Origin of the sequence: Rothia mucilaginosa ATCC 25296 (assembly GCF_000175615.1) — a bacterium.
Taxonomy (GTDB): domain Bacteria; phylum Actinomycetota; class Actinomycetes; order Actinomycetales; family Micrococcaceae; genus Rothia; species Rothia mucilaginosa.
Genome location: NZ_ACVO01000010.1, coordinates 40,931 through 67,828, shown reverse-complemented (window position 1 = coordinate 67,828; position 26,898 = coordinate 40,931). Strand labels below are relative to the sequence as shown.

Annotated in this window: 22 protein-coding genes and 1 tRNA gene; 7 read left to right on the top strand and 16 right to left on the bottom strand. The window is 56.8% G+C overall.

The genetic code is table 11. The features are described from left to right. The first annotated feature begins 184 nt into the window (after positions 1–184). The 3 genes from ROTMU0001_RS03165 to ROTMU0001_RS09185 are packed head-to-tail and all read left to right on the top strand — an operon-like array spanning position 185 to position 2,160. Positions 185–721, top strand: a complete 537-nt coding sequence (locus ROTMU0001_RS03165; protein ID WP_245534277.1) for a GTPase — start codon at positions 185–187, stop codon at positions 719–721. A 47-nt stretch (positions 722–768) separates the two neighbouring features. After that, positions 769–1,812, top strand: coding sequence for a hypothetical protein (locus ROTMU0001_RS03160; RefSeq protein WP_005508091.1), 1,044 nt, complete (start codon positions 769–771; stop codon positions 1,810–1,812). A 21-nt stretch (positions 1,813–1,833) separates the two neighbouring features. Beyond that, the gene (locus tag ROTMU0001_RS09185; RefSeq protein WP_005508090.1) at positions 1,834–2,160 is read left to right on the top strand and encodes a hypothetical protein; all 327 of its coding nucleotides are present in this window, start codon (positions 1,834–1,836) and stop codon (positions 2,158–2,160) included. 60 nt (positions 2,161–2,220) lie between these two features. Here the strand turns inward: ROTMU0001_RS09185 and ROTMU0001_RS03150 are convergent, their stop codons facing one another. Then, positions 2,221–2,853, bottom strand: a complete 633-nt coding sequence (locus ROTMU0001_RS03150) for a LysE/ArgO family amino acid transporter (RefSeq protein ID WP_005508089.1) — start codon at positions 2,851–2,853, stop codon at positions 2,221–2,223. Positions 2,854–3,061: 208 nt separating this feature from the next. Here ROTMU0001_RS03150 and ROTMU0001_RS03145 point away from each other — a divergent pair, with 208 nt between their 5' ends. Further along, positions 3,062–3,979 carry a LysR family transcriptional regulator ArgP gene (locus ROTMU0001_RS03145; RefSeq protein WP_005508088.1) on the top strand — a complete coding sequence of 306 codons (918 nt, stop codon included), beginning with the start codon at positions 3,062–3,064 and terminating at the stop codon, positions 3,977–3,979. A 199-nt stretch (positions 3,980–4,178) separates the two neighbouring features. On the opposite strand, the gene ROTMU0001_RS03140 is transcribed toward ROTMU0001_RS03145, so the two are convergent. Then, on the bottom strand, positions 4,179–4,493 hold the full coding sequence (locus tag ROTMU0001_RS03140) for a cell division protein CrgA (RefSeq protein ID WP_005507388.1): 315 nt from the start codon (positions 4,491–4,493) through the stop codon (positions 4,179–4,181). Positions 4,494–4,652: 159 nt separating this feature from the next. Between ROTMU0001_RS03140 and ROTMU0001_RS03135 the strand changes: the two genes are divergently transcribed. From ROTMU0001_RS03135 to ROTMU0001_RS03125, 3 genes are read left to right on the top strand one after another with little or no spacing between them, the layout of a single operon-like run. Next, positions 4,653–5,402 (top strand): class E sortase, encoded by a 750-nt coding sequence (locus ROTMU0001_RS03135; RefSeq protein WP_005508087.1) that lies wholly within the window; start codon positions 4,653–4,655, stop codon positions 5,400–5,402. A 19-nt stretch (positions 5,403–5,421) separates the two neighbouring features. Then, on the top strand, positions 5,422–5,583 hold the full coding sequence (locus tag ROTMU0001_RS09150) for a hypothetical protein (RefSeq protein WP_005508086.1): 162 nt from the start codon (positions 5,422–5,424) through the stop codon (positions 5,581–5,583). Positions 5,584–5,598: 15 nt separating this feature from the next. Beyond that, positions 5,599–6,231: an aminodeoxychorismate/anthranilate synthase component II gene (locus ROTMU0001_RS03125; protein WP_005508085.1), complete on the top strand. Its 633-nt coding sequence runs from the start codon at positions 5,599–5,601 to the stop codon at positions 6,229–6,231. Positions 6,232–6,427: 196 nt separating this feature from the next. On the opposite strand, the gene pknB is transcribed toward ROTMU0001_RS03125, so the two are convergent. The 14 genes from pknB to ROTMU0001_RS03055 form a co-directional block, all read right to left on the bottom strand. Further along, positions 6,428–8,557, bottom strand: a complete 2,130-nt coding sequence (gene pknB / locus ROTMU0001_RS03120) for a Stk1 family PASTA domain-containing Ser/Thr kinase (protein WP_005508084.1) — start codon at positions 8,555–8,557, stop codon at positions 6,428–6,430. Positions 8,558–8,604: 47 nt separating this feature from the next. Next, positions 8,605–10,362, bottom strand: a complete 1,758-nt coding sequence (locus ROTMU0001_RS03115) for a protein kinase domain-containing protein (protein ID WP_005508082.1) — start codon at positions 10,360–10,362, stop codon at positions 8,605–8,607. Beyond that, positions 10,359–11,798, bottom strand: coding sequence for a peptidoglycan D,D-transpeptidase FtsI family protein (locus ROTMU0001_RS03110; RefSeq protein ID WP_005507382.1), 1,440 nt, complete (start codon positions 11,796–11,798; stop codon positions 10,359–10,361). The genes ROTMU0001_RS03115 and ROTMU0001_RS03110 overlap by 4 nt, the downstream gene beginning before the upstream one ends. After that, positions 11,791–13,251 carry an FtsW/RodA/SpoVE family cell cycle protein gene (locus ROTMU0001_RS03105; protein ID WP_005507381.1) on the bottom strand — a complete coding sequence of 487 codons (1,461 nt, stop codon included), beginning with the start codon at positions 13,249–13,251 and terminating at the stop codon, positions 11,791–11,793. The genes ROTMU0001_RS03110 and ROTMU0001_RS03105 overlap by 8 nt, the downstream gene beginning before the upstream one ends. Beyond that, entirely contained in the window at positions 13,244–15,016 is a 1,773-nt protein-coding gene (locus ROTMU0001_RS03100) for a PP2C family protein-serine/threonine phosphatase (RefSeq protein ID WP_005508080.1), read from the bottom strand. The genes ROTMU0001_RS03105 and ROTMU0001_RS03100 overlap by 8 nt, the downstream gene beginning before the upstream one ends. A 3-nt stretch (positions 15,017–15,019) precedes the next feature. Next, the gene (locus tag ROTMU0001_RS03095; RefSeq protein WP_005507379.1) at positions 15,020–15,484 is read right to left on the bottom strand and encodes an FHA domain-containing protein FhaB/FipA; all 465 of its coding nucleotides are present in this window, start codon (positions 15,482–15,484) and stop codon (positions 15,020–15,022) included. After that, a complete protein-coding gene (locus ROTMU0001_RS03090) occupies positions 15,484–16,347 on the bottom strand; it encodes an FHA domain-containing protein (protein ID WP_005508079.1) in 864 nt (287 codons plus the stop codon). The genes ROTMU0001_RS03095 and ROTMU0001_RS03090 overlap by 1 nt, the downstream gene beginning before the upstream one ends. Positions 16,348–16,575: 228 nt before the next feature. Further along, positions 16,576–16,662 (bottom strand) — tRNA-Leu (locus tag ROTMU0001_RS03085). 88 nt (positions 16,663–16,750) lie between these two features. Next, positions 16,751–17,083, bottom strand: a complete 333-nt coding sequence (locus ROTMU0001_RS03080) for a PLDc N-terminal domain-containing protein (RefSeq protein ID WP_005508078.1) — start codon at positions 17,081–17,083, stop codon at positions 16,751–16,753. A gap of 198 nt (positions 17,084–17,281) precedes the next feature. Further along, positions 17,282–18,844: an alanine/glycine:cation symporter family protein gene (locus ROTMU0001_RS03075; RefSeq protein WP_005508076.1), complete on the bottom strand. Its 1,563-nt coding sequence runs from the start codon at positions 18,842–18,844 to the stop codon at positions 17,282–17,284. A 337-nt stretch (positions 18,845–19,181) separates the two neighbouring features. Next, positions 19,182–22,532 (bottom strand): bifunctional lysylphosphatidylglycerol synthetase/lysine--tRNA ligase LysX, encoded by a 3,351-nt coding sequence (gene lysX / locus ROTMU0001_RS03070; protein WP_080548159.1) that lies wholly within the window; start codon positions 22,530–22,532, stop codon positions 19,182–19,184. Between the two features lie 52 nt (positions 22,533–22,584). Then, a complete protein-coding gene (gene nhaA, locus ROTMU0001_RS03065; protein ID WP_005508072.1) occupies positions 22,585–23,937 on the bottom strand; it encodes a Na+/H+ antiporter NhaA in 1,353 nt (450 codons plus the stop codon). A gap of 244 nt (positions 23,938–24,181) precedes the next feature. Continuing rightward, entirely contained in the window at positions 24,182–24,706 is a 525-nt protein-coding gene (locus tag ROTMU0001_RS03060) for a ferritin (protein WP_005507373.1), read from the bottom strand. A 537-nt stretch (positions 24,707–25,243) separates the two neighbouring features. Next, on the bottom strand, positions 25,244–25,795 hold the full coding sequence (locus tag ROTMU0001_RS03055; RefSeq protein WP_005508068.1) for a MarR family winged helix-turn-helix transcriptional regulator: 552 nt from the start codon (positions 25,793–25,795) through the stop codon (positions 25,244–25,246). Positions 25,796–26,898 lie beyond the last annotated feature (1,103 nt).

Here is a 26,898-nt window from a genome sequence, read left to right as displayed (position 1 = left end):
AATAGGTAATAAAAAGAGCCCGCTTGCGCGGGCTCTTTTGCTTTAACAGCTAAAGCTAGAAAGGGGCAGACCCATGCGGGTCTGCCCCTTTTTTGTGCCCTCAGACCCTTGTCTATGGCTCTGTCTACAAGGAAGAATGCTCTTCACAGACACACTGGGATAGAGTAGAACCATGCACTACCCCATGTTTTCCCACGCACCAGAGCCAGTCGATCAGCAGCGCCAACACAACGGCGAAGAACGAACGGTAGCACTCTACGTAGAGAGCACACTGGAGCCTCACGAAACCTGGGCGGCACTGACCGAATACATTCACCTCTGGTGGCCCAGGCAGCTCCTACAGAGCGAGGAAAGCCATATCGACCTCTCCACCGAGCTACTGCTCGAAGAGACCGCAGACGGGGATATTATTCCTGTCGCACGCATTATCCAATGCGAGAACGAAGACGTCCTCACCATCGCACCCTACCCGGGTACACGCCTGGGGCGGCTCATGGGCGTAGCTGAAGAATCAGAAGAAAGCCTGAGCTTCATCCTGGATGCTCTAGCCCCGGAGACTGCAGAAGGACCGTTATCCCTGCTCGAAATCAGTAGCGGTACCTACACGGGTCGTGAGGACGAGGAGCTGGGCATCTACGAGGAACAGGAAGAAGCAGCTGCCCTCCTCATGGGCGCCTACAGCCGCTTTATCGGAGCTGAACTCCAGCGAGAAGAACTATAGGGGCCTTCGGATAAAAGAGGTTCTCAACCCCTGTAGAGTGGTATGTCATGAGCACACAGGACCAGAACACCCCGCAGCAGAAGGACGAACGCCCCATCTGGGCGCGGCTGAGTACTAAAGCCACTGCAGAAGAGGTGCAACCTCAGCATTACACCAGGGCAGACATGCTAAAGCAGAGCAATATCTGGTTCCGCAAACAGGGCGCTCCCCTCATCATTCCTGCACGTCAACGTGCTCTCGATGCGTTCCCACGCTCCGTGCCATGGATCCTGTGGGCTGGCATCATGCACATCTGCTATATCTTCCTGCGCGACCTTCTCATCTTCGTAGTGGAGGACGTGAAAGGTTCCCTACCGAACTACATCAAAGCTCTCACAAGCGATAGCGCCCTCAGTAACGAAGTACTCCCAGTGCTCGTACTCGGCGGGATTTTCCTCATTATGCCGGTTATCTCCGGTGTGTTCATTACTCTTGCCCACAAGCTGATGGTTCGCACCCCGCAGTGGGTTCAAATCACCACGGGTATTCTTACCGTACTTTTTGCAGGCATGCTCTTTACCGCCGGTGTCTTTGCATCCAACACCCTCGACGGCCTCGACTTCGTCTACGACGGCGGCCAAGTATTCCCGCTCATCGTTATCGGAATCTACCTTGCCATCTTCCTGGGTGTAGATACCGTACTCGGCTGGTCCCTCAAGCACGCCATCCACCAGCTCGCCTCCCTGCCGCCCATGATCGCGAAAGTACTGCCCGTACTCATGGTATCCGTGCTCTTTATCTTCGTGAACGCAGACCTCTGGAAGCTCGCCAACGGACTCAGCTTCCCGCGCACCTGGGCGGTTTTGGGCCTTATGGGGCTACTCGCCGTGTTCGTGGTCGTCACAACCTCCCTGGAACGCACAGCGCGCCTGCTGGGGCGCTCCAGAGGCGACGACATCGCACGCTTTAGCGACAACGACTATGCCGCAGCCCTCGAAGGCGGAATCTGGAACACCGCCCAAGACTGGGCCGAAGAAAAGAAAATCCTCGAACACCGACCCCTCAAAATCGCGCCCTGGAGCAACCTCATCATCATCCCCATGATCGGGTAGATTATTCAGGCGACCCTCTTCATGCTGCTCGTCTTCGGATTCTTCATGGGCTTCTCGTCCATCGCAATCAGCGACACCACCATCGAATCCTGGATGAGCATCAAACCCGAACACCTCAAAATCCTCGGCGTAGACACCAATATCAACGCCGTCGTCATCAAGGTGTCCATGATCGTTGCCGTGTTCTCTGGGCTCAGCTTCGTTGCAACCACAAGTAGCGACGAAAAATACGCCCGAAGCTTCCTCAAGCCCATGATTGAGCGGATCAAGCACATCCTGATCATTCGCGATATCTACCTGGGCCTACTCACCATGTCCAAAAACGAAGTGCTCATACCCCTCGAATAGGAGAAGAGCACTGAAAAAGAGACTGACAAAGCATAAAGAGCCAAGTCAGGGAGATAAAAGCTAATGGGTCGACAGGTTCATCGTCAGCAAGTTGAACACCAGGTACGCCATCAGAAGAGCCGTCGCACCATCCAAAATGCGCCACGCTGAAGGGCGCGCAAAGAGCGGACGCAACAGACGCGAACCATAGCCCAGCATCAAAAACCAGATCAGGCTACCGCAGCAGCAGCCCAGGTAGTACCACCAACGGCCAGGATCGCCCTGGGCATTCGCCAGTGAACCCAAAAGAATAGTCGTATCCAACCACGCCAGCGGATTCAAATACGTCACCGCCGCCGTGGTCAGCAGAGCCGCCTTTAACGACTGAGAATTGCCCTCCGCATCATCAACCACGATGGAGTGCGGAGTAAACACGCGGCGGCCAGCCTCAAAACCAAACCACGCCAAAAACGCCGCACCCACATAACGGAACACCTCAATAAACCACGGCGCCGCATCCAACAGGGCACCCAGACCCACAACGCCCAAGCCAATCATTAGAGCATCCGACAGAATGCAGAAAATAATAATCGGGGTAATGTGCCGACCCAAAATACCCTGACGCAGCACAAAAGTTCCCTGGGCGCCAATAGCCGCCACCAAAGAAATCGTGGTGGTAGCACCCAAAAACAGCAGGGACAGGGATGCGGACATCGTGAAACTTTCTATGTTAATCAAACGGGGCATGAGCCCGCGTATGTAGTGGCGGGTAGCGGCTCTCTTACTACCAGCTTGCCAGGCAAAGGCCTGCGACGCAGGGATAAAGCCTGCGTTAGCTAAAGTGTGAAGTGCCAGAGATGAGAATACGGGAAAAAGGACCCTAAAGCTATCTAAATATTTTCACACTGCGTAAGATATTCTTATGACACGTTTCAGCACCGACCAGCTCACTACCTTCGCCACCGTCATCGAATACGGCACCTTCGACGCGGCGGCAGATATCCTGCGAGTGAGCCCCTCCGCCATCTCCCAGCGCATCAAAGCCATGGAACAGATCGCCGGAAAGGTCCTGGTACGCCGAAGCAACCCCGTCACCCCCACCGACGCCGGACAAAGCGTACTGCGCATCGCCCGACAGAGCGAATTCCTGCAGCAAGAAATGGAACGCGAACTCATGGGTGCCGGCGGCTTCCAGAGCGTCTCCGTTGCCGTCAACGCCGACTCACTCGCCACCTGGTTCCTCGACGCAGTAGGAACCCTCAGTCGTGAAGACAGTATCTTCTGCGACCTGCGACGAGAAGGCGAATTCCACTCCTCCGCCATGCTCCGATCCGGAGAAGTCATGGCAGTCATCACCTCCAAACCCGAAAAAATCCCCGGCTGCTCCGTCGAAACCCTCGGCGTGGCACGCTACTGGTGCGTTGCCACCCCCGACTTCGTGCAGCGGTACCTGCCCGGCTGGCCCAAGACCATGAGTCGCGAAGAGCTCAATCGTGCCCCCGTCGTCGAATATGACCGTAAAGACTTTGTGCAGGATGTGGCGCGAGCCCTCATCGAAAAAGAGGTAGGTCTAGAGGCTGAAGAAACCTTCACCCAAAGCCCCACCATCTACATTCCCTCATCTCCGGACTATGCGCGAGCCGTCAGCTCCGGTATTGCCTGGGGCCTCATTCCTGAGGCGCAATGCGCCGAAGAGCTCGAAAGCGGGCACCTTGTGAAGCTCGCTGCAACCCCCGTAGAGTTTTCCCTCTATTGGCAGCGCTGGAACATTAACTCGCCCGTTATGGAGACCGTAACCCGCCGCGTCCACGAAGCGGCGCGAGGCGACTTGATCTACTAAAGGGTTCATTGAGCCAAGATTCTGAACTTAACCCAAAATGTTAAAAATATATACCTGACTAGACTATATGCTTATATAAGAATATAAGAACTGGGTAATAAAACCTCTCAATACCCCACCACACATACAGAGGCGGCCGCCCCACACGGGACGGCCGCCTCTGTATAAGCTCTAACGCCTAAGTCATAACGCCTAAACTCTAGCGCCAACGAGTCATCATCAGCATGCTCACCATCATGGCGCCAACACCAACACTCACATTCCACATACCCAAATCAGGAATCGGGAACAGGCCCTGCGTAATGTAGAAAACAATAATCCACAGAATGCCCACCGCCAACAGTGAGAACATAATCACGCGGTACCACAACGGAGTCTGCTCCTTCAGCTGCGTGCCGCTCTCCATCTCACGAGCAATCTCACGCAGACGCAGCTCGCTCGCATCCTCCACCTCAGACTTAGCAGACTTCTGAGACTTCTTCTTGGACGATGCCTTAGCCGAGTTGGTCGACATACTTCCTCCGCTTATTGTTGTATGGGTAACCTAAAAATATATGTTCACACCTATCTTTGCAGACTTACGGGATGATTTCACCTTCTCCGTGCGTTGAAAGATAAGGAACGCCACCCGGCTCCCAAGAACATACACAACCAAAAGGACAAAGGAGAACGCATGAGCCAAGGAACGGCACCCACAGCAGAGCGCCGCCCCCGCACCGTGCTGCACTGGATCATCCAGATTACAGGCGAACTCCTTATCACCGTCGGCCTCCTACTGTTGCTCTTCGTCGCATGGCAGCTCTGGTGGACCAACATCGACGCCGACCGGACCCAATCCCAAGCCGTCAGCACCCTCGTTCAGGAATTCGACTCCAACCCCGCCGAACCCCTCCCCGACTGGGACCCCAACACCCCTCCCGCAGGTCTGAGCGAACCCGGCCACGGTGAAGTCTTCGGCGTCGTCTACATCCCCAAGTTCGGATCCGACTACCAGCGCCCCGCCACCCAGGGCACCAGCTCCGACGTGCTCGACTCCCTCGGACTCGGCCACTACGAAGGAAGCGCCATGCCCGGACAGGTCGGCAACTTCTCCCTCGCAGGCCACCGCCAAACCCGCGGTAAAGTCCTCAACGACATCGACCTGCTCACCGAAGGCGACCACATCTACGTGCGCACCAAAGACGGCTACTATACCTACACCGTCTACAGCCACGAAATCGTGCAGCCCGACCAGGTAGAAGTCATCGAACCCGTCCCCGGACAGCCCGGCGTAGCACCCACCGAGCGCCTCCTGACGCTCACCACCTGCCACCCGCGCTACGGCGACACTGAACGATACATTGTCCACGCCCGCCTCGAATCCTGGCGGCCCGCCGCAGCCGGAGCGCCCGCAGAAATTGCCGCCTCCGTAGCAGGATCCTAAATCAGAGAGGAAAAGCAAGATGTACGCATGGATTTTCCGCCACCTCCCCGGCCCCCTGTGGGTTCGTATCATCATCGCCATCGCGCTGATACTCGCCGTAGTCTACCTGCTCATGGAATTCGTCTTCCCCCACTTCGCAGAGTACGGCCCCTTCAACCTGAACGTCACCATCAACCATTAGCGCTAAGGACGTGCCATGACCCGCATCCTTGTCATCGACAACTACGACAGCTTCGTCTTCACCCTCGTCGGCTACATCCAGCAGCTCGGCGCTGAAACCACCGTCATCCGTAACGACGAATACGAACTCGACGCCGTCATCAAGCTCGCCGAAGAACACGACGGCGTGCTCGTCTCTCCCGGCCCCGGCGCCCCCGCAGAAGCTGGCGTCATCATTGACACCATCCGCTGGGCTGCCGAAGCGAAGAAGCCGCTACTGGGCGTATGCCTCGGCCACCAGGCCATTGCAGAAGCATTCGGCGGCACCGTCACCCACGCCCCCGAACTCATGCACGGCAAGACCTCCCGCCTCGTGCACGAGAACGTCTCCGTGTTCAAGGACGTGCCCAGCCCCTTCACCGCGACCCGCTACCACTCCCTGGCAGTCGTACCCGAAACCATGCCCGAGGTCCTGGAAACCACCTCCACCACCGACAACGGCATCATCATGGGTCTGCGCCACCGCGAAGCCCCCATGCACGGCGTGCAGTTCCACCCCGAGTCGGTCCTGACCGAAAGCGGATACCTCATGCTCGGCAACTGGCTCGAAGAAACCGGCCTGCAGGGAGCCGCAGAGCGCTCTAAGAGCCTCTCACCCCTCATGGCTTAGTAACTTTTAGCTTGGGTCGCCATCGATGGCTTATATCGCCTCCAGAAGCCCCGTAGCAGGCATGCTACAGGGAAACTGGAGGCGATAGCTATATCTGGACCCCTAGCTACGAGCAAGCCCAGATACGCGAAAAGGGGCGGCGCCCCACACCCAATGGTGTAGAGCGCCGCCCCTTTTTGCTAGCCGCTAGAACCCCTTAGCGGGCGTTAGCGTTTGCGTTGTTCGCATTGGTATTCGCGTTAGTACCCTGAATCGTACGGGTACCCGCAGTAGCGGACGCAGCCGGTGCCGGAGTAGCCGTAGCGGTAGAACGCTGCTGGTTCTGGTTACTAGTAGTAGCGTTCTGGTTACCGGTCGTTGCCGCAGGCTGAGTAGCCTGCTGGTTAGCCGCGGTAGAACGCTGCTGGTTCTGGTTACCGGTCGTTGCCGCAGGCTGAGTAGCCGCAGTAGTCGGAGCGGTCGTCTGAGTCGGAGTAGCAGCCACACGGATCGTCACAGTGCTGTTCTGAGCCACCAGAGTACCCGCCGCAGAGCTCTGCGAAAGCACAGTGCCCGCAGGACGCTCGTTAGTCTGAACAGTCTCGATGTTGGTGTTCAGCAGAACATCCTGAGCGGTCAGAGCAGCAATCGCCTGATCCTTAGTCAGACCCACCAGCGAGGGGACCTTCACCTTACCGGAAGACAGGACAATGTTCACGGTGCTACCAGCCTCAACGGTCTGAGCGCCCTTATCATCGGTCGAGCCCTTCTCCGGGGACAGCTCCACAACCATACCCGCAGGAACGGAAGCGCTCTCCACGGTGGATACGCGACCATCTACCAGACCCAGGTCCTTCAGAGCGTTACGGACATACGCCTCACTCTGACCCTGCAGGTTATCCGGCAGCTTGACCTTCTCCGGACCGCTCGAAACGGTCACAGTCACGGTCGAACCCTTGTTAACCTTCGAACCAACACCAGGCTCAACGCTAATCACGTCGCCCTTCTTGATGTTGTCAGAGTAAGCCGTACGGTAATCCAGCACGAAGCCCAGGTTACGCAGCTGGTTATCGGCATCATCGCGGGAAACATTCACCACAGCCGGAACCGAAACCTGCGGAACCTCATTGAGCTTGTTCTGATAGTACAGAACCGAGCCGACGCTGAAAACCAGCAGAGCAGCAATCAAAGTGCCCACGAGGAAGCGAACCCACGCACGCTTACGCGGCGAAGACTCATCGTACTCCGCGTACTCCTCATCGTCGTACAGCTCCTCATCGTCTTCATACTCGAAGAAACCGTTAAGGCCGCCGTCCTCCACCGAAGCCTCAGTAATCGAGGTGGTGTACGGGGCGTAATCCTCACCCAGAGAAGCGGTAGTCGCCGAAGGCACAAACGCAGTAGTCATCGCTGCATCCTGAACCACGGTCTCTTCACCCGGGCGAACAACCGACACCAGAGCCTGAGCGAACTCAGCCGCGCTCTGATAACGCTCATCCGGGTTCTTCGCCAGACCCTTCAGAATCACAGCATCCAGACCAGCAGGAACCTCAAGCGGGGTGAACTTGCTCGGAGGCTCAGGAATGTCAGAGAGGTGCTTAGCCGCCAGATCAACATTCGACTCAGCATCGAACGGAGAACGACCAGCGATCATCTCGTAAATCACGCAAGCAGCAGAGTACAGATCGCTACGGGCGTCAACATCCTTGCCGCTCACCTGCTCAGGGGACATGTAGCGTGCGCTACCCATCACCACATTAGCCTTGGTCAGCGCCTCGCCAGCTTCCTCAATGGCACGGGAAATACCGAAATCCATGACCTTAATCTGGCCGGGCTGACCCTTAGCGATATCCTCACTGGTACGGTCCAGCACCATAATATTCGCCGGCTTAATATCGCGGTGAATAATGCCCATCGAATGGCTGTACTGCAAAGCACCCAGCAGCTGCTCGGAATAACCCAAAGCATCACGGACCGGCAGGTGGCCGCCACGGGACAGAATGGAACGCAGAGTATGACCCTCCACGTACTCCATCACGATATAAGGAATAGCGGTGCCCTCTTCCGAAGAATCAGACTCCTTGCCATCCTGTGAGGGGTTATACGAACCGGTGTCATAGACAGCAACAATCGCAGGATTGTTCAGAGACGCCACAGCCTCCGCCTCACGCTTAAAGCGTGCGCGGAACGTATCGTCCTGGGCCTGCTCCGGGCGCAGAATCTTAAGCGCAACCTTGCGGCCGAGGCGAGTATCCTCAGCAGCATAAACGGTTGCCATCGCACCGGTACCGATTACCTCGAGTACCTTGTAACGGTTATCAACCGTGTCGGGAACCGACAGGTCCATAAGTTCTCCTGGATTACTAAGACTAAAACTAAATCAAAATGTAGGGGCTAACGCGCCGACGCGGAAGCGGAAGCAGAAGCCGACGCAGACGGTGCAGCAGAAGCGCTCGCACTCGAACCCCTACCCGAACTGGAAGAGGCCACATACATGTCTACATTACTACCAACCGTGACCTTGGTGCCAGATGAGGGGGTAGTACGAAGCACCGTACCGGGGGCCGCCGTGTCCGAATTCTCATAATGCAGAGAAACGTTCACACCCAGAGCGGCAACAGCCTTCGACGCCTCATCAACATTCTTACCCTCAAGGTTCGACGGCAAAGTCACCGACTTCGGACCGGTCGAATAGCGAACAGTCACGCTATTACCCTGCTCCAAAGTACCCGTCGGAGAAACCGAAATCACCGTGTTCTCCGGCTGAGTCGACTCAACACCCTCAGTCTTGGGGGACAAGCCAAGGTTCTTCAGCTCGTTCACCGCATCCTGCAGCTCGCGACCCTCATAGTTAATCGCGTTGACGGTCACCTTCTGCTTAGCGGCACGGGCAGAAGCAGACTCAGCCGGCTCCACCGTCGAAACGGTACCCGTGTTCGTCGGAGCAACAGACGAAGAAGCGCTCGGAGCCGGATCAGACGAATCGCCACCATTATTAGAGGAAAGGACCGTCCAAATACCGCCGGCAATCAGCACGATTGCCAGAAGCAGAGCAACCCACATCCACACGTTCGAGCCACGCTTCGCTGCAGGAGCAGGAGTAGCCTTCACGCGACCCGATACAGGACGCATCGTCTGCTCACTCGTGCGAGGAATCGGCGCCGTCGTCGGCTCCGGCGAGAAACGACCACCAGAACCGAAACGCGGAGTAGCAGAAGCACTAATCGGCTCAGCCGCAACATCCATAGCGGTCATCGCGACAGTAGCGTCGTCAGCATTCTCCTCAGCCAAGAACTGCGCCAGCGGAGGAACAGCCTTCACCGCTGCCTTCAGATCGCGGCGACGAATCGCATCCACCGCAGACGCCAGAGCGGTCGCATCCTTAGGACGCTGAGCCGGGTCCTTAGCCAGCAGGCACATAATCAGCGCACGAGCAGGAGCCGGAATAGTCTCCGGAAGCGGCGGCGGCGGATCATTCACCTGAGCCAACGCAATCGCAATCTGCGACTCACCCGTAAACGGACGACGACCCACCAGGCACTCATAACCAATAATGCCCAACGAGTACATATCCGACGAGGCGGTAGCCGCCTGACCGGTCGCCTGCTCCGGCGCCAGGTACTGGGCGGTACCCATCACCTGGCCGGTAGCCGTCAACGGCACCTGGTTAGCCAGACGAGCAATACCGAAATCGGTCACCTTCACACGGTCATCCGGAGTGATGATGAGGTTACCCGGCTTCACGTCACGATGCACCAGACCCTGCGAATGAGCCGCAGCCAACGCACGAGCCGTCTGAGCAATGAAATTCAGAATACGGTCCGGCGGCAGGGTAGTCTCATGCTCGATGATGCTCGAAAGCGGATTACCCGGCACCAGTTCCATGACCAGGTACGCGGAGTTGTCCTCCTCACCGTAGTCGAAAACATTCGCTACGCCGGGGTGGTTCAACAGCGCCGTATTACGGGCCTCAGCGCGGAAACGCTCCAAGAAGCCCGGGTCACCGGTGTACTCCTCCTTGAGGATCTTGACCGCAACGATGCGCCCAAGCACCTTGTCGCGAGCTTTCCACACCTCGCCCATACCGCCAATTGCGATACGTTCGGTTAGGGTGTAGCGCCCGCCCAAAGTGATATCAGCCGCAGGCCTCACTTGTTCAACACCGCCTCAAAGAGTTGCTTACTAGTACTGGTTGCCAACTGGGCACCGGTCGCCACATCAATATCCTCATAAACCACAGCAATCGCAATCTGAGGATCATCAGCCGGCGCGAAACCGGTAAACCAAGAATTATTCAAACCTGCCGTGGTCTCCGCGGTACCGGTCTTACCCGCCACCTTCACACCGGAGACACCAGCATTACGTGCAATACCATTATCAACCGCATTCACCATCCACTGCTTCACCTGGTTGGCAATTTCAGGGCTAGTGGACGTACGCAGCTTCTCAGGAGAGAACTCCTGCAAAGTGCTCAGGTTGCTGGTCTTCACCGAACGAATCAGGTTCGGCTTCATCTGCACGCCGCCATTCGCAATCGCCGCAGAAGTCATCGCCACCTGCAGCGGAGTGGTCTTCACGTCGTACTGACCAATCGCCGACTGAGCCAACTGGCTCTGCGTCAGATTCGACGGGAAAGACGACTTAGAAACCGTCAAAGGAATCTTCAAATCCTGGCCGTAACCAAAATTCTCAGCGGTCTTCGCGATACGCTCCTGACCCAAATCCATCGCAATCTGCGCAAACGGCGTATTACAGGACTGAGCCAAAGCCCACTCAATCGTCGCCTGAGTGCGGGTCGAACACTGACCGCCCGTATAGTTCGGCAGGCTGATGTTCGTGCCCGGCAGCGGCAACTGCGCGGGGTTCGCAATGACCGAAGATGCGTTGTACTTGCCGGACTCCAGCGCCGCCACCGCATCAATAATCTTGAAGGTCGAACCCGGCGAATAGGTGTTACCCGCAATCGCACGGTTAAACAGGGGACTGTCCTCGTCAGAAGTCAGCGCCTGGTAATTCGCCAACACCGAAGAGCTCGTATGAGACGACAGAAGATTCGGATCATAGGACGGCGAAGAAGCCATCGCCAGAATCTCACCGGTCTTCGGGTTCAACGCCACCACAGCACCCTTACGGCCCTGCAACGCGTTGTAGGCAATATCCTGAAGCTTCGAATTAATCGTCAGCTCCACGCTAGCGCCCTGCGCGGAAGAACCACTGAACAGCTGCGCCACACGGTCGTAGAACTGGCTATCGCTCGTGCCCGCAAGCTCCTTATCGAGTGCAGCCTCCAGACCGGTCGCGCCATAAATCGTGGAGAAATAACCCGTCAGAGCCGCATACTTGAGCGGGTGGTTATACACACGCTGGTAGTTGTACTCATCATCGGACTTCACCGACGAAGCAATCTCCGTACCGTCAACCACAATCGAACCACGTGCCGAACCGTAATTGTCGTAGAGCGCTCGAGAATTCCACTGATTATTCATCAGCGTCTTCGAATCGAAGAACTGAATATAGCTGAGGGTACCCATCAGCAGGACAAACACGCACGCGGCAGACATCCACATGCGGCGAATAGCCCTATCCATTCTTCTCACCTCCAGAATCCTTAGCCGTAATACGCGCCAGAACGCTAGTAGCACCCTCCGGCTCGTAGCTAGTGTCCGCATGGTCAATACCCTGCGGCGCATCATAACCAGCCACCAGGTGAGGTGCGCGGGCACTATGAGAAATAGACAACCACAGCGCCACAATAATCCAGTTAGCCACCAACGAGGAGCCACCGGCAGACATGAAAGGAGTCGTCAGACCAGTCAGCGGAATCAAACGAGTCACGCCGCCAATCACCACGAACAGCTGCAAAACCATGACCGTAGACAGGCCGGCAGCCAACAGCTTGCCGAAACCGTCACGAGTACCCAACGCCGCACGGTAACCGCGCGAAACCAGAAGCATGAACATCATCAGGATCGCGCCCAGACCCACCAGGCCAAGCTCCTCACCCAACGAGGAAATAATCATGTCCGAATTAGCGTACGGGACGAGGTTCGCGCGGCCCTGGCCCCAACCGCGGCCAAAAAGACCGCCGTAAGCCAGACCGAAAACGCCCTGCAGAATCTGACCCGAACCGCCAGGAGACGCCTGGTAAATCTCCGGATCAAAAGCATGCACCCACGCATAAATACGGGCGTGCACGTGCGAGACATAGTGGTACGCGAAATAGCCACCCACAGCCATGCCGATACCCGCAACCACCAGCCACGAAATACGGCCGGTCGACAGGTACAGCATCGCCATGAACAGGCCAAAGAACATAATTGCCGAACCAAGGTCCTTCTGGAACACCAGAACACCCAGGCTCACAATCCACGCCAAGAACACCGGCGCCAAATCACGCAGACGCGGCAGATTGATAGGGCCGATGCGGCGGCCAGCCACCAGAATCAGGTCACGGTGCGTCGCCAAATAGCCGGCGAAGAAAATCGCCAAAGTAATCTTCGCGACCTCACCCGGCTGGAACGTGCGGTTACCGATATGAATCCAAATACGAGCACCATTGAGTTCCATACCCAGACCCGGAACCAGCGGCATGATGAGCAGAATCATCGACAGCACCAGAGAGGTGTACGTGACCTTACGCAGCAGACGATAATCCCTGAGCACGAACACGATAATCGCGCACAGCACCATAGACACGCCGGTCCACATCAGCTGACCATCACCCACCGGAGCCGCAATCTGCGGGTCCAGACGATAAATCATGGTCAAACCAATACCGTTCAGAGCCACCACCAGCGGCAGAATAAACGGATCAGCATAACGGGCGCGGAACTGCATGACCAGGTGAATCAGAAGAGCACCAGCACCCAGCACCACCGTGCACGGCAGCCACTGGCTCTTCGACGTATCAAAAGCATGCTCCGGATCAATCAGGTACATGCCGAACGAGCTGATACCTACCGCCAAAACCAGCAGGAAAAGCTCCGTGAAACGGCGTGCACGAGGCGCATCCGACTCACGACGGAACGAGAACTTAGCCATTGTTCTCACCGCCCTCTGCCACAGGCGCGGAGGAAACCGTAGCCAGCTCAGGAGCCGGGGACGCCGAGTCAGAACTCGGAGCCTCAGAGCTTGGAGCCGTAGCGGGCGCCTCAGCACTTGGGGAAGCAGATGCCGAGGCAGAAGCGGAAGCAGACGCAGCGGCCTGCTCCGCCTTCTCACGAGACTGATCTGCCTGAGTCTTCAAACGAGTCACAATCTGGTGCGCATCATCCAGGTCCTTCGCCGTAATCGCATTACGCAACAAAGAACGAGTATGATCGCTCAGCTCACTCGTAGGAATATCGGTATTCTCCACCACGTAAGAAAGACGAATCGGACCCAACGCATGCGGAATACCGTTGTACACCGCAACCGTGCCGTCACTCTCACCCACATAGTAGCTACGCTCCACATAGCGCAGACCAGTCCACGCAGCCAGCGTCACAATAGCCGCAACCAGCAGAGTAATGAACAGGCGAATCGACCACGACCGCGGACGCGAACGCTCAACAGTATCCTCAGCGATCAGCTCCTCCAGCTCAGCCGGCAAGGTCGCCTCATCAGACTCAACCTTCAAAGGCACACGCTGAGCCACCGTCGCACGATGCTCCAGGGTACGCGAAGTCACCGCCGGAATCATGCCGGTCTCAGTAGCCACCGAAGCGGCACCAACCAGCTGATGCGGGCGGGAACCCAATTCGCTACGCAAGATCGCAGCATTCGTAAGAGCCGCATCCACGGCGTTATCGTACGTACCGATATGGTGACGCACCGCCCCAGAACCACTGTGCAACAGGGTTCCAGAGAAGTCACGAGCACGACGGAAACGGCGCAACGACCGACGATGAGGCTCCTCAGAGTCCTCATCATGGTGCGCACCCAAAATAGCCTCAGCAGCCTCAGCCGTGGCAGCAACCTCGGGAAGCTTCTGAGTATTCGTGCTGACCTCCTGCTCCGCCACAATCGAATCAGGCAGAGCAGACTCAGGCAGGCTCGAAGGACCCACCGGCTCATCCACCGGCAGAACCTCACGGTCAATCACCTGCAGGGACACAACCGTCACGTTATCCGGAGCGCCACGCTCCAAAGTCATCGCAATCAGAGTGTCAGCAATCTCAGACAGGTCATCAGTAGAACGCATCACCTGCTCAATCTCCGATAGGGACACCACAGCATCCAAACCGTCAGAAGAGAGCACCCAGCGCTCGCCGGGAACAGCGTCCAGAGTCTTCAACTCCAGCTCAGGGGACGCGTCAACGTCACCCAGAACGCGCATAATCACGTTCTTATGCGGGTGGTTCTCCGCCTCCTGCGGGGTAATACGACCCTCATTGAGCAGACGCTGCACAAACGTATGGTCAGTAGAAATCTGCTCAAACTCACCATCAGCACCCGGGCGCAGACGATACGCACGCGAGTCACCAATATGAGCCAGCTCAATACAATCGCCATCAATCAGCAGGGCAGTACAGGTCGTACCCATACCCGCCAGCTGCGGGTCATTCGCCGCCAGCTCATTAATAATCAGGTTCGCACTCTGAATCTCATCAGCCAGATAAACGCCGCCAGTACCATCCTCAAAATCAGGGTGATCAAGCGGAGTCAGATTCAGAACCGTCGTAGCCGACGCAACATCGCCGCCTACGTGGCCGCCCATGCCGTCAGCAACGACAGCAAGGAAACGACCACCGTAGCCGGAGTCATCATTCTTCGAGCGTTTCAGACCCGTATCAGAGCGGGCCTCAAAACGAAAAGCAATCTTCATACACTAGCCCCTCAACTGCATGGTGGTACCGCCAACGCGGAAATCATCACCGGGCTCAATCGGGGTCGCACGAGTCAGACGCTCGCCATTGACGAACGTACCATTAGTAGAATTCAAATCCTCCAGGAACCAACGGGAACCCTGAGGGAACAGGCGCGCATGGCGACCCGAGGCGTAATCATCCTGCAGGGACACCTCAATGTCATTAGCGCGGCCAATAGTAATCGGGTGGTCCCCCAGCTGCATCATCGCGCCAGCCTGCGCCCCCGCAGTAATCACAAGCTGCGAAGGACGAGTCGGCGGAGGCGCAATATGGGTAGCCTCCGGAACCGCATCAACCGGTGCCGCACGATAGTTCTTACCCAAACCAAGGTCACGGCGAGCCGCCGAAACCACCAGGAAAACAAAGAACCAAATCAGAGCCAGAAAAGCGTAACGAAGGATAGTAACGGTCAATTCAGACGCCATTAACGGACACCTCCGGTCGAACTATGGAAGATGATGCGGGTATTACCCATGCGAAGCAGCGAACCGTTCGCCAGCACCACCGGCGCACGCAGAGGCGCACCATTAATCAACGTGCCGTTGGTAGAACCCATATCGGTGGCGACCACCGCACCACCCTGCATCGAAAGCTGCAGGTGACGGCGAGAAACGCCCTTATCGTCCAGACGAAGATCAGCATCAGAACCGCGGCCCAGCACAAACGGCAGGTGGTTCACCGGGTGCATGCGCCCCTCAATCTCCAAGAAGAAACGGGGAGCCGCCGCAGGGGGCGCTACAGGCATGTTCAGGCGAGCCGCAGGAGCCTGCTGAGGTGCAGGGCTGGGTGCAGGCTGAGCCGGCTGGGCAGCCGGCTTCGTAATGCGGGTCGGCAAAGAAGACTCACGCGGCGGACGCACCGGCGCGTAGTTAGTAGCACCGCGCAGAGACGGGGACGCCGGAGCCTCCGGCACAGAGAACGGCTCGAAAGTCGCAACAACCTCAAACTCGCCCTCAGAGAGAGAATCAAGAACGTTGAACGTCACGCGAACCGCGCCAATGAGGGTGTAACCCTGCGCGCGGGCGTGCGAAATCGCCAAATCGCACAGCTCAACAGCGAACGGGTTACCCCACTCGCGCACGCGCGGGAAATCGACCGGCGCAAAACGGAGAGTATAGACATTAGGAGCCATAGTGCGACCACTGCCGTCCACGTAGGACTCGTCATCCATCATGATGCGGACGCGGTTAGCGACATCCGCCTTCGCAAAGGTGCCGAAGCCCTTGGAAAGGCCGACAGTGCGGCCGATGCCTTGCTCCAGCTTGCCCAGCTTGTCGAAAAACTTCATGCCGCCTCCTTCTCAACGACCATTCCGAGCAACAGACCGCGCAAACGGTCTTTATCCGAAAGGCTCAGTTTAACGAGCGTGTCTGTGCGTTAGCTGTGTGTCCTGTGAATGAACACACCCGGTTCTATTTTAGGTGATGCACTCGCCATCGCTCTGGAACCCCGTCATTTAGCGGGGAATTGGTTATGGATATGAAAAAATCCCCGGTTCTTTCGAACCGGGGATCGTTGGTGCGCGAGGGGGGAGTTGAACCCCCACGCCCTCACGGGCACACGGACCTGAACCGTGCGCGTCTGCCTATTCCGCCACTCGCGCATGTGTCTTACGGTGTATCACCGCAGGCAACACATAAAACTATACGGACTGCATGCGGTGCTGTCCAATCGAGAATGTGTGACCTTCGTTACTTAGCCTTGGTGGGGGTGTCAGAAAGAGCCTCCGAAGCATTATCGGGGGCACTGTCGGTCACTCCACCGGAAGCAGCCGCGGAACCCCGCTCCCGCGCCGTACGCTCGTGTTCAGCACGCTCCCGGTCAATACGTTCCAAACGCGCACGCAACAACCACGTCACCGGACCCACATACGGCAGGCACAACACCAGCAGAAGCCACTTCAGCTTCTGTACCTCCGAAAAATGCGGGTTCCGATGAATCGTCACCAAGCACAGCAGCGCCAACGCAATACCTGCCAGAAAAACAACCGTGACCACCAATTCCAGTACGGCATGCCAATCCATAAGCCCTCCTAACATCCTTCCTAAGCATACAGACCCGGAGGAATCCACAAGCCCTCAGGGTAGTTCAAGGAGGCGTTCAGAGCCTACCCCGATGGGCAGCCCCATACGCCCCTCAAGCACGCAAAAGGGCCCGCCCCGCGCACAGCAGGACGGACCCTCCGCAAAGCCTTACGCAGAAACCTGCGTGTAGCTCACAAACTAGCGGCTAACCTTCTTAGCCTTCTTCGCTGCACGACGCTCAGCAGCCTTCGCATCATACTCAGCCCAGAACTCACGGGTAGTCACCGCATCGGTACCATCCCACGCCGCAAGATTCTTCAACTCAGGCATATCCGAAGCCTTGAAAATCGGCTCCAAACCAGCCTTACGCTGAGCCTCATAGTTCCTCAACACCGCAACAACCTGCGGAGTCATCAACAGAACCGCCGTCAAGTTCACAATCACCATGCCGGCATTCAACATATCCGCGGTAGTCCACACCAGATCCAGCGAAGAAATCGCACCGAAGAACACGAACACCAGAACCAGTGCACGGAAAATATTCATCGGCAGCTTACGCTCAGTCACGAAACGCATATTCGACTCGCCGTAGTAGTAGTTACCAATCACAGTCGAGAACGCAAACATGAAAATCGCGATAGTCAGGAAGTGAACCGCCCAATCGCCCAGCTGCATAGCCAACGCCGACTGAGTCAGCGACGCACCACGAGAACGATCACCATAAGTCGGGTTCGACAGCAGAACAATAAACGCAGTCACAGTACACGCCATCATCGTGTCAAAGTAAACACCCAAAGTCTGCACGTAACCCTGCTTAGCCGGGTGAGAAATAGTAGCGGTCGCACCAGCGTTCGGAGCAGTACCCATACCCGCCTCGTTAGTCAGCAGGCCACGCTTCATACCCCAAATCACGGCACCCATGGTACCGCCGGTCACAAACTCCTTAATGCCAAAAGCGCCCTGGAAAATCATCAGCAGCATATTCGGAACCTCGGTAATGTTCAGCAGAACAACCAGCAGACCCAGCAGCAGATACAGTACCGCCATAATCGGAACCAGCCACTCAGTCACCGAAGAAATCGCGCGAATACCACCGAAAATAATAGCCGCGGTCAAAGCCACCATAATCAGACCAATAGTGATGCGGAAGCCCATCGAGTTAGTACCCGAAACATCAATGCTGAACGAGTTCGCCGCAGCATCCACCACAGCATTCGTCTGAACCGCCACAAACACGAACGCATAAGTGACCACAATGAACGCCACAAAGATGTAACCCATCCACGGAGCATTCAGGCCGCGCTTCATGTAGTACGCCGGACCACCAATATAGGAATCCTTACCGCGCTCCTTATACAGCTGACCCAGAAGGGACTCCGCAAAAGCAGAAGCCGCACCAACAGCAGCAATAACCCACATCCAGAACACAGCACCCGGGCCGCCCATAGCAATAGCCAAAGCAACACCCGCAACAGTACCGGTACCCACACGAGAAGCCGCCGAAACAGTAAACGCACGGAACGAAGAAATGCTCTTCTTACCGTCAGCCTCACGAGCAACCGGGTCACCCAGGACACGGACCATTTCCTTAATGGAACGCCACTGCACACCGCGAGTACGGATCGTAATGTACAGACCAGCCGCAATCAGAGCGTAGTAGAGGAAATTACTCCACATCCAGTTCTGCACGGCATCCACGGAGGAAGTCAGTTCCGCAGTCTGCGTATTAATGTCCCCGATGATATTCAGAAGAAAATCCACTCGGCACTCCAATCTTGAAAGCAAAAAGCCCGCACGCTCAAATCCGAAAGACGGACAACGTGTGGGCTACATTGCTGGGTGGCGCGGACTCAAAGCCGCGTAACGGAGACAGATACACTCCGTATGATTAGTCACCTCATTGTGTCGGCTACGCCACCCGCTCGGCAACTTAAAAAAGGGGCCCAAGCCAAAATGTAACGAATACTTAATATATGGGCAGAGTAAATATAGACTCCGTGGAGGTGTTGACGGCACCGGCAGGGCGGGCACAAAAAGCCCGGTACAAGGCACAAAACCTCGCACCGGGCTTAGCGGAGAAGCGGGGGCATCGGATGGGCTATGAGCGTTCAGGCTTCACAAACGGGAACGACAACACCCCACGAATCTGCGTCTGAGCCAACAGCATCACCAAACGGTCCACGCCCAGACCCAAACCACCCGTCGGCGGCATACCCGTCTCCAAGGCGTAGAGGAAATCCTCATCCACCTCCATCGCCTCCAGATCACCCGAAGCCGCCTTCAACGACTGCTCCGTCAGACGCTCACGCTGCACCAGCGGGTCCGCCAGCTCAGAATAAGCACAGCCCATCTCCATGCCGTTAATCACCAAATCCCAACGCTCCGCCAAACCCGGAACACTACGATGCGGCGCCGCAAGCGGACTCGTCTCGGCAGGGAAATCCGTATAGAACGTCGGCTCCACCGTATGTGCCTCAACCAGCTCACCATACAGCTCCTCAACGATGGCACCCGGACCCATACCCTCATGAACACGCACACCGTGCTGCTGCGCCAAAGCCAGCAGCTCCTCAAAATCTGTCTGCACATCCACGCGGCGACCCAGCGCCTCCGACAGGGCATCACACACCGACACCACACGCCACGGACCCGACACATCAGATACCGTGCGCTCGCTCAAAGCCTTACGACCCAGCGGCAACGACACCGAACCAAACACCGCCTGAGCGGCATCCTTAATCAGACGCTCCGTCAACTCGCGCATCTGCACATAATCCGCATACGGACGATACGCCTCAAGCACCGTAAACTCCGGATTATGGGTTGCATCAGCGCCCTCATTGCGGAAATCACGACCCAGCTCATACACCGGACCGCTACCGCCCACCACCAGACGCTTCAAATACAGCTCCGGCGCAATACGCAGCGTCAAATCCTCGCCGTACGCATTGATATACGTGCGGAACGGGCGCGCGCTCGCGCCACCGTGCACCGTATGCAGAATCGGGGTCTCCACCTCAAGAAAACCCTCCGCATCCAGTCGGGCACGCAGCGCCTTAATGACCGCGGTACGCAGACGCAGATTCTGCATCTGATCCGGATGCACCAACAGGTCCGTGGAACGGCGACGCAGACGCGCCTCCGGATCAGTAAAGGAGTCGAAGGGGATGGGGTGCAGGCTCTTCGACGCCATGTGCCAGGAGGTGGCAATCAGCGATTGGGTACCGTTACGGCTCACCCCGTAGGTACCCTGCACGGTGATGATGTCACCGGTATCCAGATTGCGGGAGGCGAGGCTCAACGGGAGCTCGCCCACCAGGCCGCGTTCCATGATGACCTGCAGGGTTTCATCCCCTTCAATCAGAGTTGCAAAGAGGACTCCACCGTGGTTGCGAAGCGCGCGAATACGCCCCGAAACTATGAATTCTGAATCTGGAATATTTTCAGAAGAGAATATACGCAGGGCATCCTTCACACCCAGCACAGGAGCACTGGTACTGCCCAAAGAACCACCCAGCGGATACGGCTCCATGCCCGCCGCACGCAGCGCCTCCAAATGACGCAGACGGTGCTGAGTCTGATCGCTACGCGACACCTCAGGAAGCTCTTCCACAGTAGCGAGCTGCATCTGGCGAAGAGCCTCCAGCTCATCTGCAGAAAGAACCTGCTCCTGATCCTGCAAACGGCGCGCCGACAAATTCGGTAAAAAGCCCTCCGCCATACCCGACGCAACCACAACATTCGCCATCGCCAACGTCGGCTCCGTCGCCAAAAAACGAGGAACCCACAGCGGGGCAAACTTCAGATTGAAACGATACAGGCGGCGCAACTGCAGAAAACGATCCAGCACACCCAAAGAGCGGGAAGCAAAACGGTTCCACGCCGACGCACCCACCTGATCAGCAGCCTCAAAAATATGGCCAAACATCGCAAAATTCAGCGACACCCGACGCACACCCAAAGACGCCGCCTGCTCCATCAGCGACGCCACCATAAACTCCACCACACCATTAGGTGCCTCAGGGGAGCGGCGCATAACATCCAAAGACAGCCCCGTAGGACCCCACGGGACGAACGACAGCAGAGCCACCATCTGACCAGCCTCATCATGAGCCGACACCAGAACAGACGAAGAATCCGCCGGATCATTCACACGATTCAGCGCCATCGAGAAGCCGCGCTCCACACGCCCATGACGCCACGCAGAAATATTCTCCGCAACCTGCTGACGCTGCTGCTCATCCAGCTCCGCAAAGCGACGCATCTGCGCCGTGTACCCGCCGCGACGCACACGCTGAACCGCCTGACGCACCGGTAGCATCGACGTGTCATTGAGCGTGAAACGGTCCGCCTCAAGGACCGCCTCCTCACCCATCTGAATAATCGACAGGCCCGCACGGTTATAGGCGCGCGCACCCGCCTCACTCACGCTCAGCGCCGCAGGAACCCAACCATAGCTACGCGCCTGCAGCATCCACTGCTCAATGGCGGCATCCCACGAATCAGGGTCACCCACCGGGTCGCTCGACGCCAAACACACCGAACCCACCGAACGGTACGTAATCGCCGCCCTCTGATCCGGAGAGAAAATGACCTGCTTATCGCGGCGCGTCGCAAAATAGGAGAGCGAATCATTGGCACCGTACTGCTGCAGCAGAGCGCGAATCTTCAGCTCCTTCTCGCCGGTCCACGCATCCGGGGCACGGTAACCGCGCGCTAACAGGTACAGCGCCGCAACCAGTGAAGCACCGTAACCGAAGGACGCCAAGAAACCCACCACATCCGCAGACCAAACACCAGGATGGGTACGCTCAATACCCATGCCGTGCATCAGCAACTCCCACGGGGTCACCGAACGCAACGGCTCCCACACACCAATGTGGCAGAGGTACCAGAGCACCAGAGTAGTCAGCAGGATACCGCCAACGGCTGTCGACGCCGCACCCACCCACGAGAGGCGACCAATACGCGCCGGGAACGCTGAACGAATTGAGAAAAGGAAAGGCACCAGCGCGCACGCAAACACGATGGAGAGCGTATCGACCGTCGAGGAGAAAATACGGTCCTTCGGCATAATCCCCGCGGGGAACACCAGAGTGAATGCGCTATGGCTGGCGATCAGCACACCAAGCACCTGAAAAACGATGGCCGCAATGAGAGCGGCACGCTTGCGCACAATCAGCCCGGACACAAGCACAATCATCGTAATGGCGCTGGGTAGCGTGTGCGTGGAGGGAATATTCAGCAGGTCAGCGGTGACTTCCCACCAAGTGAAGCCGCGACCGTGCCGCAGAGGAGAAAGAATCCACGCGAACGTGGTCAGTAGCGCGGCAAAAGAATACACCCCAATCACCACGCGTGCTGATATCTCTGCATACCTTGAAGGAGGCGCGGGCGCCTGCCCTGCTCGTGCTGTACGGCGACGTGAGGTAGTGCGGTGAGACATCATTATCAGCGGGGGATTGGGGTGTAGGGAAGGTGCTAGACCTTAGGAGTTCTTACTAGGCTTCGGTCTTCGGGTCACGGTAGGTGCCCTCGAAGACGTCGGGGATGCCGTTGTCGTCAGCATCTACGCTTTCCTTCTCAGCCAGGGCACGGTAGTGCTTGTTACGGCGTGAAAGGATAACGGCACCAACAATCGCGGCGAGCACGGAACCGAAGAGAATCGCAATCTTTGCATCCTCGGTGTGCGGGGAGCCGTGCGGGAAGGACAGCTCAGCCACCAATAGGGACACGGTGAAGCCGATACCGCCGGTTGCAGCCAGGCCGACCACGTCAATCCAGGCGACGTCCGGGTCGAGGTTAGCGTTCTTGAAGCGAGTCACGAGCCAGGTGGTGCCGAAAATACCGATGGTTTTACCGGCGACCAGCGCAACCATGATGCCGACCGCCACCGAGTCGGTGAGGGCGCGTCCGAGGCCTTCAAAGCCGCCAACGGCCACACCCGCGCTGAAGAACGCGAAGACGGGCACGCAGATGCCCGTGGAGAGGGGACGGAAGCGATGCTCCAGCACCTCTGCCAGACCGTGTTCTGCGTGTGCCGCTTCGGAGCGTGCGGACATCTTCACGGGCACCAGGAAGCCCAGAACCACGCCGGAAATGGTGGCGTGAATACCGGACTCGAGGAAGAGTGCCCAGGTGATGATGCCCAGGGGCAATAGCAGAACCCATGCGGCGAGAGGCTTCAGATGCAGCATGGTCTCGCCACGGTAGGCGATGAACGCGAAAAGTGCGAGCGGAATCAGTGCGAAGAGCAGGTACTCGCCGTGGAAGTTATTGGTGTAGAAGATTGCGATAATGCAGATTGCGATCAGGTCGTCGACCACAGCCAGGGTCAGCAGGAAGACGCGCATCGCCGAGGGGAGGAAAGTACCCACGGCGGCGAGAACAGACACCGCGAACGCGATATCGGTTGCGGTGGGGATCGCCCAGCCGTGCAGAGCGGTGGGGCTGGTGAAGTTCAGCGCCGTGTAGATAATCGCGGGCACTGCCACGCCACCGAAGGCAGCCGCAATCGGCACAATCGCGGTGGAAGGCGACTTGAGGTCACCAATCACAAATTCCTTCTTCAACTCCAGACCTGTGAGGAAGAAGAAAACGACGAGCAGGCCGTCTGCCGCCCAGGTACCGATGCTCATCTGCAGGTGGTTGAAACCGGGGATGACCGGGCCAACAACGGTGTCTCGCAGACCGAAGTAGAAGCTGGATGCGGGGGTGTTGGCGAGTACTACTGCCAGCACCGTCGCAATCAGAAGTACGGTACCGCCGACTGATTCTGCACGCAGAATGTCGGCTACGCGGCGTGAGTTGCTATATGAGCCGCGGCTGAGGGTATCTGGGTTGGTGTGAGTCATTCTCTCCTCTTTCTGCCGCGATATTATGCGGCATCTAAGGCTTTTAAGTTTACTCTGCACTGTATGAGTATTCGAGTACCCGCTGGCGGCTTTTAGCTCCTGGACGATGCACCGCGGTGTGCTTTTTTGTCGTATATGCATAAACGTTCCGCCCTCGCCGCGTGGTGCGGTGAGAGCGGAACGTTTAGTATTTCTGCAGCTATTCTGCGTGTTCGACTAGCGCTCTAGTCGTGCGAATGCGAGATTATGCGCCTGCGATAGCGGGTGCGCCGGACTCCTGGCCGTGGTCGTGTGCCAGCTCGCGTGCAACGTAGTTCTCCAGGTCGAAGAGGTTGCCGTTTGCGCGCTTCACGATGGTCACCAGGGTCTCCATGGTTGCAACTTCCTCAACCTGTTCCTTCAGGAACCAGAGGATGAACTGCTCGCCCAGTGCGTAGTTCTCAGCGCGTGCTGCGGAGAACAGAGCCTCGATCTGACCGGTGACAACCTTCTCCTGTGCCAGGGACATGTCAACGATTTCCTGAACGTTCGCGAAGTCGTTCTTCACAGCGGGAACAGCGGGGATCTCGACCTTGTGGCCGCGGTCCAGCTTGTACTGAACCATCATGAGTGCGTGCTCGCGCTCTTCGAGGGACTGCTGGTAGAAGAACTTAGCCAGCTGGGGCAGGTCCTCACCGTCGAGCCAGATAGCCATGGACAGGTACTGGTGAGATGCTGCGAACTCGTGGCCGATCTGCTCGTTCAGAAGGTCGTAGAAAGACTTAGACATATGGTTTCTCCTTATGTGGTGGTTGCTTTTGGGTGCCGGGATGGCGCGGTGCAACCTGTTGATATTTATCGTAAGGGGTGGGGTGCGTCATGTACAGAGAGAAAAGGCTAATCGGTGAATCAGATAAGGTACCCCTGACATATTGTCACCACAACCCTTAGTGCGGATGCCCTGAATGCTTTCTTTGGGTTATGTGGTATTGGGTGGTTTTCCTTGAGATTTCGCGGTTTAAAGCGGTATTAGATACCCCAACATCCCGCGTATACGCATGATGCCCCTGCGCCCGACAGCCGGTCATCCGACATTTCATAGCGGTACGTGATGCCGCAAAAATTTTTTAAAATTCTTCGAATGTATCGATGCTCGGGGCAACTTTAGGCGGCTTTAAGGTTCGTGCGTACCGCAGCGCTCGCGGCTACAAGAGCCTATTTAAGAAATCTGTTAAAGAGATAAGGCACGTTCCCAGTGGGGAATGTGCCTTATCTCTGATTCTCTCAACTCTCGCCCGGGGCGAATCTTACCCGAAGGCGGAGGAGGTTATTGTGTGGGGTAGTCCCCACGCTGCAGTGCATCAATCGAGATGACGTTTGAGGGGGTGTTGCCGAGGACTGCCTCGCCAATTTCTGCGAGATGCTCAACCTGTTCGGTGGTCAGGTGGTCGAAAATCTGGCGGCGTACTTCGCTCACGTGGCCGGGTGCGACCTCCTGCACCTTCTGCTCGCCTGCGGGGAGCAAGTGGCAGATGCTGACGCGGCGGTCTTCTGCGCTGAGGGAGCGGCGGACGTAGCCGTCCTTCTCCAGGCGTGCCACAACGCGGGAGAGGCGTGCCGGGAGGGTGTTGGTAGTAACTGCCAGCTCGGTCATGGTGAGGGAATGATCCTTGGACTCGGAGAGCATCGCGAGCACCATGTATTCGACAAAGCTAATGCCAGCTTCGCTCTGCAACTGGTTTTCCAGTTTGCGGGTGAGGCTGAAGATGATGGAACTGATAAAGAGCCAGCCTTCTCGCTCTTGCGGGGAGAGCCACTGGATGGATTCGCTGTGTGCGGTATTGTCAGCCCGCTGCGCAGACGTGGTTGGTATGGACACGGGATTGGTTCCTCTTTTATCGGATATGGAGCTCCCTTATTAAGGGGAGGTGTGGTGTGCTGGCACCCATTGTAGCGAAAGGTCTTGCCCGGTAACCCTAAATTGGTACGGTCAAGTAATGGTTGACACTTTGGTGCTAATTTTTTGGAGGGTGCTAGGGTCATCTTTTTGCACGCAGTGACTATAAAAACCTAGGGTAGACAAGTGATGCACGACATATTTAAAAAGATTTCCGGTACAAGTATAGATGAGAACGTACCAAGAAGCATACTCATGAATTGAGTCAACTTCCGCGGAATATCAAGGGTTTTAGGGGTGTGGATGAAAATTCTAGGGAGTGTAAAGAGCTTGCCAAGGGTGAAAAATAACGAAACGATAACAAAATTTTTAAAAAAATCTCGGTTTTGGCTTTGCAACCGTAATGAAACCGTGTACACTAATTACATAACGGGGTCGAAGGAAGCCTCCGAGGCGAGACCGGAAGCTCGCTTCGATAGGTTCGACTCTCTATTTATCGGTGATTGTCGTCGGTGTACGAGTAACTCGTATTTCTACCGACGGATGTGCGGTGCGGGTGCAGTTCGTGGTTGGGCTGCATTCCGTACCGTATCTTTTTAACTGAAATCTCTATCAACTCACTCTAAGAGCATCCAATGGTCGGGTGCTCTTTTTCTTTGCCCTCATAGGGATTAGCAAGAGCGCCCCTGCGAACTAGGGGAGGAGCATGAGTTGGGGGGTCTGCGTATCTGCACTGTGCACCTTGCAGCTGTGGTGTTGCTGCGCCGTATCGCGCCAGGAATGTTATCCATAGGGGTTATCCACAATGGTTATCCACAGTGTGGAGAACTTACACGCATGTGATTTGGTGAAGCTGGCGATGGTGGCAATGCAAGATGCAAAGAGGGGCCCAGTCGAAAAATTCTTGTAATTACAGGCTTTCGAGGCTGTTAAAAGCGAGGGTAAGTTCTTAAATAGAAGACCTTTTCACCTTTAAAACTGCGGAACCCGAAAATTTCCACAGCTGTGGATAACCCTGTGCACTTAATCCACCGCCTCCGGCGTAAAGAGGCGCGTAAGATCGCTCGGCGGCCCTGTGGGCACTC